Source organism: Halomonas sp. MMSF_3323, assembly GCF_030733595.1.
GTDB lineage: Bacteria > Pseudomonadota > Gammaproteobacteria > Pseudomonadales > Halomonadaceae > Halomonas > Halomonas litopenaei.
Window position 1 is genome coordinate 21,192 of sequence record NZ_JASHIT010000055.1, and the last position, 8,544, is coordinate 29,735.

7 protein-coding genes are annotated in these 8,544 nt (G+C 63.9%); 1 reads left to right on the forward strand and 6 read right to left on the reverse strand.

The window, feature by feature from the left end; translation table 11 throughout:
• The first annotated feature begins 159 nt into the window (after positions 1-159).
• Complete coding sequence (locus RBB39_RS20960) at positions 160-3,045, forward strand: EAL domain-containing protein (protein WP_162197835.1); 2,886 nt, start codon at positions 160-162, stop codon at positions 3,043-3,045.
• A gap of 132 nt (positions 3,046-3,177) precedes the next feature.
• On the opposite strand, the gene RBB39_RS20965 is transcribed toward RBB39_RS20960, so the two are convergent.
• From RBB39_RS20965 to RBB39_RS20990, 6 genes are all read right to left on the reverse strand, one after another.
• Entirely contained in the window at positions 3,178-3,771 is a 594-nt protein-coding gene (locus RBB39_RS20965) for a hypothetical protein (RefSeq protein WP_045993544.1), read from the reverse strand.
• 93 nt (positions 3,772-3,864) lie between these two features.
• Positions 3,865-4,332, reverse strand: coding sequence for an Rrf2 family transcriptional regulator (locus RBB39_RS20970; RefSeq protein ID WP_045993543.1), 468 nt, complete (start codon positions 4,330-4,332; stop codon positions 3,865-3,867).
• 303 nt (positions 4,333-4,635) lie between these two features.
• Positions 4,636-5,139: a nitrous oxide reductase accessory protein NosL gene (locus tag RBB39_RS20975; protein ID WP_253028492.1), complete on the reverse strand. Its 504-nt coding sequence runs from the start codon at positions 5,137-5,139 to the stop codon at positions 4,636-4,638.
• Between the two features lie 129 nt (positions 5,140-5,268).
• Complete coding sequence (locus tag RBB39_RS20980) at positions 5,269-6,090, reverse strand: ABC transporter permease (protein ID WP_045993541.1); 822 nt, start codon at positions 6,088-6,090, stop codon at positions 5,269-5,271.
• On the reverse strand, positions 6,090-7,151 hold the full coding sequence (locus RBB39_RS20985) for an ABC transporter ATP-binding protein (RefSeq protein ID WP_071211130.1): 1,062 nt from the start codon (positions 7,149-7,151) through the stop codon (positions 6,090-6,092). Before RBB39_RS20985 ends, RBB39_RS20980 begins: the two co-directional genes overlap by 1 nt.
• Positions 7,148-8,544: nitrous oxide reductase family maturation protein NosD (locus RBB39_RS20990; protein WP_371931888.1), on the reverse strand; the 1,397-nt coding region annotated here is incomplete at its 5' end. The genes RBB39_RS20990 and RBB39_RS20985, both read right to left, overlap by 4 nt.

The following is an 8,544-nucleotide window of genomic DNA, read 5'->3' on the forward strand; positions in this document are numbered from 1 at the left end:
TTGTCTTGGAGATGTCGCCGTTTTCTGGTGCCGGATGATGTCTGGTCCTGGGGGAAACGGCACAGAATGCCAGGGCGAGGCGGCGGGGTGCCCCGAAGTTAAGCTATCCTCGATACCATTGATTACCTTATTCAGTGGATCGTCGCCCGGCCTATGAAGATGGATGCCCGCAGAGCCTTTCAAAGCCTAGCCGACAGCCTGTCTCGGGATATCGGTGATGACTTCTTCATGCATCTGGTCGATCGGCTGGCGGTAATCCTCAACGCTGACGCCATGATGATAGCGACCCCTGTCGCGGACGGCTCACGCCTGCGGTCCATGGTGCTGATGGCAGACGGCAAGCATCAGCCAGACGTCGAGTACGAGACTGCCGGCACCCCCTGTCGCGATGCCCTGGACGGCGGAGCCTGCATCTATCCGGAGAACGTCTGCAGTGCCTTTCCGGACGACGTCCTGCTGCGAGATTTTGGTGCAGAAGCCTATGCCGGAGTGGCGATGCGAGGGCCCGAAGGTGAGTTGCATGGTGTTCTGGTTGCCTTGCACCGCCATCGACTGCACCAGCGTCGCCTGGTCGAGGAGGTGCTGAGAATTGCCGCGGCGCGCTGCGGGGCCGAACTGTCCAATCGGCGCACCGAGCAGGCGCTGGAAAAGACCGCCACCCAACTGGACACGACCAACCGACAGCTCAAGCGCGCCCACCGCGCCTTGACCCTGCTGCGACTGGTCAACCGTGCGGTGATTCGGCTCTCCGACGAGATGGCAATCTTCCAGGAGGCCTGTCGGCTGGCGGTGGAGCAGGGCGGCTACCGCTACGCCTGGGCGGGGCTGGCCCAGGACGACCCCGAGCGCAGCATCCTGCCGCTGGTCAGCGCCGGTGGCGCCGATGATTTGTTGCGTCACGCGCGTTTCAGCTGGGATGTGACCACGCCTGAGGGCCTGGGTCCCAGCGGGCAAGCGGTGCATGAAGGCAAGGAGCAACGGGTAGCCGACTATACGACAGGTACGGTAGCGCCTCCGTCCTGGGCCGAGCGATTCGGGGTCGTGGCGGAGGTAGCCTTACCGCTGAGTCTGGGAAGCGAGCGACGGGGCGTGCTGGTGCTGTTGATGGATCAGCCCTACCACGCTGGCGCCGACGAACTGGCGCTGCTGAGGGAGCTTGCGGACAACCTGTCGTTTGGCTTGCAGGCCATGCGTGCCCACCAGCATCAGCAGAACACCCAGCAGGCGGTGCTGGACATGGCCGAACTGGTGACGGCACGCAGCGACGACGCCTTCTTTACCCTGCTGGTGCGACGTCTGACCGACGCCCTCGGCGCGGACGCCGTGTTCGTGTCACGCGTCGAGGAAAGCGTCCCGTTGCAGGCGACGCTGATCGCCGGCCTGGTATCGGGCCAGCCGGTGGAGCCCTTTCACTACAGTTTCGAAGGGCTGCCCTGCGAGAGGTCCTTTCGCGACAGCGAGCATGTGATTGCTCGAGGCATGAGCCAACGCTATCCCCGCGCCGAGGAGATGGTCGGCTTCGCTGTGGAAGCCTACGTCGGCCGACGCCTGGAAGACGCCAACGGCGACGCCGTCGGTATCCTGTTTGCGCTGTATCGCCAGCCGCTGCATGATCCTGAACCCATCTGTCATCTGTTGCGGATCTTTGCCGCAGGCGCCTCGGCGGAGCTCGAACGGCGCCGCAGCGACGCCCATATACGGCATCTGGCCTTCTTCGATCCCGGGACCGGTCTACCCAACCGGGTCCACTTCATGGAGCGTCTGCAGGCGGCCATTGTCCGGGCTCGCACCGAGCAATATCGGGTGGCACTGATGTTCCTCGACCTCAACCGCTTCAAGGAGATCAACGACGGTCAGGGCCACGACGTCGGTGATCAAGTGCTCAGGGAGGTGGCCGCTCGCTTCAGCGGTTGCCTTGGCAGGCTGGAAAGCCTGGCGCGGATGGGGGGCGATGAGTTCGTCGTCATGGTGGAGCAGACCGACGAGATCGGAGCCGCCCAGGTCGTGGGGCGTCTGCTCAGCGCCTTGAATGACCCGGTGGTGCATGAGGGGCATCGATTCAACGTCGACGTCAGCATCGGCGTCGCCTTCTTCCCCGACGACGGAGATAGCTCCAGGGAGCTGCTCAAGCACACCGACATCGCCATGTACCATGCCAAGGAAAGCCGCAGCGGCTACCGCTTCTACGCACCAGAGATGGGTCGTGATCTGCGGCGCCGACTGGTGCTTGCTTCTCGACTGGGTGAGGCGCTGGACACGAAACGTCTCGAGCTCCGCTTTCAACCTTGTGTCGACCTCAAGAGCGGGGACCTGATCGGCGCCGAGGTACTGTGTCGCTGGCACGACGCCGAACTGGGATGGATAAGCCCGATGGAATTTGTCGCCGTGGCCGAGGAACAAGGGATGATCGAGGCCCTCGGCAGCTGGGTCATGGAGCAGACCTGCCGACAGCTGAAGCAGTGGCAGCAGGCATCGCTGGACCGGCTTCCCGAGCGACTCTACGTCAATCTGGCGGCGGCCCAGTTCGAGGATCCCGAGCTGGCAATCAAGCTTTGCGAGATCGCCGCCCGGGCTGGCGTTTCCCCCTCGCTGCTGGGGCTGGAAATCACCGAAAGCGGCTTCATGAAAGACCCAGAACAGGCGATACGCATCACCGACACCCTGCGCCAGCAGGGATTCGCCCTGGCCATCGACGATTTCGGGACCGGCTATTCCTCGCTGGCCTACCTCAAGCGCTTTTCCGTACAGGCGGTCAAGATCGATATGTCCTTCGTCAGCGACATGCTCACCGACAGCAACGATCACGCCATCGTCGCCACCATCATCGCCATGGCCGATCGTCTGGGACTGACGGTAGTGGCGGAGGGCATCGAGACGCCGGCGCAGTTCGAGGCACTGCGTGCCCTAGGTTGCGATCTTGGCCAGGGGTATCTGCTGTCACGGCCCTTGAGCGGTGATGACTTCGCGCGGCGCTGGTTGAGTCGCGATGGGCAGCGGCAAGATGGTCTGGGAGATACCTTGCAGGCGATGGAGCGGCCCGCCTGAGCGGCTTCAGGGGACCCGGTTCAGGCATTCGGGGAAGGTCCCCGAAGAAGGTCCCCGAAGCAGGCGCGCCGCTAGCCCTCTCAGGCATCATGACGCCCGCACCTTTATATTGCCTCTGGACTTGCTGCCGGATCAGGAAGCCCTGCACAGGGTCTGCATCCGTTGCCATGCCGTAAAGGCGCCATTCAGTGAAAAGCTCATGAACCAGTAGTCGCTGGTATCGGGCGTCATGCGCAGGCGCAGATGCAGCTGCTCACCGGTGGCGAGACGCGAGGCCAGCAGGTCCATGTCGATGCCATTCACGCGCACGTAGAGGCCGTCGTCACCGCGTTGGGTGGACAGCACCGCCGTGCCGGTCTGGGCACGTTGCTCGTCTACCAGCAGGTCGATGGGAACGCGATTGACCACTTCGCTCACGGCCTGGCGTTGGCCAAGGTCGCTTCTGACCTCGATCCAGGGCGTGCGGCAATGCCCTGGCGTGGCGTTGACGCTGAGCATGGCGTCGCTGTAGCTGGTCCTTTGGACCGCTCGCACATGGGACTCGTCGCCGAGGGTCGCGATCAAGGTCTGCCAGTCCTGGTGGGTCTGGTGGGCCGAGGTGTCGAAATCCACCGCCATGGCTTGGCTGCTGACGCCTGTCAGCCCGAGTACGGAGACCAGTGCGGCGGCGACACTCAGGCGAAGAAGGCGGGCGCGGCGAGGTGAAAACAATGGCGGAATCGGCATGCTGGCTCCTGACGACCGAGAGAACTCAGAGGTCAGGAGGCTAGCATTCTCGGAGTACGCTGTCGTGGCGTTACCCTGTCTTGCCTCGGCGCGTCAGGCGGGCTCGGCTTCAGGCTCCGGCTCGAGCTCGATCAGCTTGAGGGTGTGCAGGCGCTGGCGGCACTGAGGGGTCATCAGGTCATCCAGGGTGTAGCGATCCAGGACCTCCAGAAATGCGGTCAACCCTTCGTTGGCGATCTGCTTGAAGCGGCAGATGGGCGCGATGTAGCAGGCGCTGTCGTCCCCTTCGCACTCCACCAGGGCGAGGCTATGTTCGGTATCCCTGACCAGGGCGCCGAGGTGGATACTGCCCGGCGCCTGCTTGAGCGACAGTCCCCCGTGCTTGCCACGGACGGCGGAGACATAGCCAAGGCGACTGAGCTCCTGAACCACCTTCATCAGATGGTTGCGTGAGACCTCGAAGCGTGAGGCGATCTCGGCGATCGTGGTGCGTTCGCTGCCGGATTCGGCAAGGTACATCAGAACGCGCAATGAGTAGTCGGTAAATCTTGTCAGATGCATTGGTCGTGCCCCGGCGCCCCTTGGGCGACTTGGTAAAGAGAAGGGAGGCTTTCGCTCATGCTTTCGACTCTAGCAAGGGACGAGAAATCTCACGCAGGCTTGGCGCATTAAAGCGTAGCGATGTGCGATTATTCCTACGCCAGATGACCTATATCAATGAGATAACATGCGCGGTTTAGCTCCTTGTCATGGATGTTCCATCCATCTTATTGTCTCTTGAATGTAGCATGGTAAATCCATAAATTTAGCAATTTTTTTGGTCGGCTTTTGTCGCTGCATATTTGCGGGATTTTCTATACCTATTCAAGGGTGGTTTGCTCGGCTCATATGGGTTAACTGGTCGATTTCAAGCTCATCAAAGCGCTCGATGATGCCGCCGTGGTCGCTCTGAAAAGCCTCCGCATCGTTTCTTGTGGAAAAGGTCGCCAGCGGATGTCCCATGCCGCCGGGCCGCGAATGGCCAGACACGTACCAGGCCTCCTGTGCACTGATAAAGGCACCATTTCCGGGGTGATCCCAGTCGGTGCGAGCCATGTCATGAACCCAGGCATGGGCAAGGCGTTCGACGTTTTCGGGTTGAAGAAGAAATACCAGCATTTCCGCCGCCGAGCAGAACTTGGTGACCTCGCTGTCACCATCGAGTGCGAGTTCTCCCTTGGGGCCTGGCATGGCCTCGATCAACATCCCGCATACATGGCAGATGTCGTCATCACCGATGGGGGCGGGGCCGATAGTCGTGTCAGAGGTGCCGTCGTTGCAGCCGATCAACAACAGCATCAGGCCACCGATGGCAAAGCGTTGCAGCATAGAAGGAAGGAACATGGGAGTTCTCCAGGCGAGCGTCCTGGCGGACGGAGTGGGGGGATAGCTGGCAGCAAAAGCCAGCAGCAATAGCCGGCAGGCAGCGTCGGCATTCGGCTGAACTGGGCGTGCGGGTTACAGCGCTCGATGCTCGAATCGCCTGATCGCCAGACCCAGGGGTAGCAGCACCCAGACGACCTGCAGCAGCGCCAGCAGCAAGGGCGACCTGGGGGTGGCGCTGGCCAGGGCGGTGATCGCGGAGGCCTGATGAGGCTCGACCGCCGAGAGCACCAGCAGTCGGAAGCACTCGGCCGGGTTGGCCAGCATCAGCCAGGGCAGCCAGGCCCCTCCCTGGTGCACGCCTACCAGCAGGGCGAGCAGCGCCAGGTCCAGTACCAGCACGAACACGAACCAGGTGATCAGAGCCTGGCTGGCAGCAGCCTGCTTGCTGCCGGCACGGGCGCTGATCCAGTACGCCAGGGCCAGAAACGACCAGCCCAGCAGCACGCTGGAGACGATCAGAGTAGTGAGCCCTGCGGCTACCTCGGCCAGCGCGGTTTCCGGTGTGGCGAAAGCGATGACCACGCCAGCGACTGCAAAGCCGCACAGGGTGGCCAGGCCCAGCACCCAGGCGTGGCCCATGAACTTGCCGAGCAGCCAGGTCCGGCGTGACATGGGGTAGGTGGCGAGCAGCAGCAGGGTGCCGCCCTCGTCCTCGCCGACGATGGCGTCGTAGGCCAGCATCAATGCGATCAGCGGAATCAGCAGCATGGACAGCGTCGACAGGCTGATCAGGGTGGTGGACAGGCCGGTAAAGCCGGTACCACCACTGGCGGCAGCACCGAAGGCGGCGATACCCAGCGCCAGTACCCCCAGCAGCACGGCGATCCCGAGCACCCAGCGGTGGCGCAGGCCGTCACGGAATTCCTTGTGGGCGATGGTCAGTAGAAGGCGCATCAGGGCGTGTCCTCGGCGGATGGTGAGACGGTGGTGTGGTCGGACTCGTCGATCACCTGGTAGCGGTCGCTGGCGTCGCTCTCGCTGCTCCCGTCACTGCCATTGCCTGGATCGCGGCCGCTGGGGTCCTGGACACGTCGGTACAGTGCCTCGAGGCTGGGGGGGCGAATTTCCAGGTCCTTGAGCCCCTGAAAGGCAGTGCACAGCCTCAAGGCGTTCATGCGGTGCTCCGGGGCCACTTCCAATCGCAGTCGACCACCGTCCGCCAACGAAGAGCGGGCGGGGATGCCCTCGCGAATCAGCCTTAGTGCCAGATCCTGGGGAGCACCACGCATCTCGATCACGTAGGGCAGCGCAAAGCGTTCGCGCAGGCTCGCCAGGTCGCCCAGCGCCAGGCACTTGCCCTCGCCGAGGATCAGCGCACGATCGATCACCGGCTCGACCCCCGGCAACAGGTGGGAAGACAGCACCACCGTCACGCCACGCGCCTTCAGCATTCCGATGGTGGCGTAGACCGCCTCGGTGGCGGCGGGGTCGAGCCCGCTGGTGGGCTCGTCGAGCAGCAGCAGCCGAGGCTCGCCAAGCAGCGCCTGGGCCAGCCCCAGGCGCTGGCGCATGCCCTTGGACCAGGTCGCCAGGCGTCGGTCGGCGGCCTCACCCAGCCCCACCTGCACCAGCAGCTCGTCCACCTCTGTCGTGGGCCGACCCTTGAGTCGGGCCAGATAGGTGAGGGTCTCTCGCCCGCTCAGGTTGGGGTAGAAGCGGACATTTTCGGGCAGGTAGCCCAGGTGCTGGCGAAAGGCACGGTCGCCGGCTCGGTCCGGCCGTTGCCCAAGCACGCTGAGACTTCCCTGGGTGGGCGACAGCAGTCCCAGCATCAGTTTCATGCTGGTGGTCTTGCCGGCGCCGTTGTGGCCGAGCAGGCCGAGCACCTCGCCCCTGTTCACCTCGAGGCTGAGATGGGACAGGCGGGTCACGCCGCCGTGTTCCAGGCTGACGTCGTCAAAGACGATGGCGCAGGTCGTGGCGCGGGTCGTGGCGCAGGTCGTGGCGCGGGTCATGGATAGGATGTCCGTGTGGCGGAACGAGGTCTCGAAGGCGTCATCAGGGGGGCGCTGTCGCTGACGCCGGCGGGGCGAAATACCGGGAAGACGCGCTGTACCCAACGCAGCGCCAGCACCGCCGGGCTGGCCATCAGCACCTTGGCCTCCGGGTGTCGCCACAGCAGCTGGTCCATGGCGTCATTGGGCTGGTAGCGGGTGTCGCCGATGCCGTCCTCGTCAAGGTCCCAGCCCAGGTAGTCGCTCCAGTAGTTGCCGCGACCGTGCTCGGACCATTCCTGCTGTCGAGTGGCCACGTACTTCACCTGGCGGCGATTGTGGATGAGGGCGTTGCCGCTGATGCGGTTGTCCTCGGAGCCTGCGGTCAGGTGAAGCCCGATGTCGCTGTCCTCGAGGCGGTTGCCGCGAATCACGTTGAACTGGGCGTTGTAGACGAAGATGGCCTTGCCATCGCCACCGCTGACCAGGCCCCGGTCATGGGCGTCGCGTGCCTGACGCACGCCGATGATGTCGTTGTCGATGATCCGGCTATCGGTGATGTTGTTCATCAGGATGCCGTAGTTGCGATCCTCGATGGAGCGATTGGCCCTCACCGTCAGCCCACGGGACTGCATCAGGGCGTAGCCGGTGCGGGTGTGGCGGGTCAGGTTGTTGGTCACGCTGTTGTCGTGGGCGTACATGTAGTGGACGCCGTAGCGAAGGTCTTCGAGCAGGTTGCTGTCGATCACGCTGTCGCTGCTGGTGTCGATATAGACGCCGTCGCGCACCTGGCGGATATCGTTGCCGGAGACCAGCGCCCGACGCGCGTTGAACAGCTGCACGCCGTTGCCGCGATCCTGGGAGCGTACCCGGGTATCGCCGCGAATCTGATTGTCGAGGACCCGGGCGTCATCGACGCCATCGAGCCAGATGCCGAAGCCAGGGCCGGACAGCCGGCAGCGCTCGATGCTGGCGCCATGGGCGGTCCTTTCCACGTGAACCCCCGCATCCATGGCGGTCAGGTCGCCGCCCCAGTGCTGAAGGGTCAGCCCGGACAGGGAAATGCCAGGTGAGCGCAAGGTCAGCAGGGTCCCGCTGCCGCCGCCATCGATCACCACACCGGCACCGTCGGCGACCAAGCTGAGTGGCTTGTCGATGATCACCGGGCCTGTCGCGTAGTGGCCCGGTGCGAGCCGCAAGGTATCGTTGGGCTCGGCCTGCTCGACCCAGCGCTTGAGCGGTGTGCCCGCGGTCACCTTCAGCTCAGCGGCCAGCACCTCGCTGGAACTCAGTATCGCCAGTAGCGCCAGCCCTGCGGTCAGGGCCAGCGCCATCGGTGTCACTCGGCCAGGTGCCGAACGGCCTGCGAGAAAGGAGGGAACTTGGAACATGGTGATGTCGCCTGGGGCCGTGG

Bases quoted from the DNA above. Each gene is read 5' to 3' on its own strand.
- RBB39_RS20960 (WP_162197835.1), top strand. From the start codon at position 160: ATGGATGCCCGCAGAGCCTTTCAAAGCCTAGCCGACAGCCTGTCTCGG.
- RBB39_RS20965 (WP_045993544.1), bottom strand. From the start codon at position 3,771: ATGCCGATTCCGCCATTGTTTTCACCTCGCCGCGCCCGCCTTCTTCGC.
- RBB39_RS20970 (WP_045993543.1), bottom strand. From the start codon at position 4,332: ATGCATCTGACAAGATTTACCGACTACTCATTGCGCGTTCTGATGTAC.
- RBB39_RS20975 (WP_253028492.1), bottom strand. From the start codon at position 5,139: ATGCTGCAACGCTTTGCCATCGGTGGCCTGATGCTGTTGTTGATCGGC.
- RBB39_RS20980 (WP_045993541.1), bottom strand. From the start codon at position 6,090: ATGCGCCTTCTACTGACCATCGCCCACAAGGAATTCCGTGACGGCCTG.
- RBB39_RS20985 (WP_071211130.1), bottom strand. From the start codon at position 7,151: ATGACCCGCGCCACGACCTGCGCCACGACCCGCGCCACGACCTGCGCC.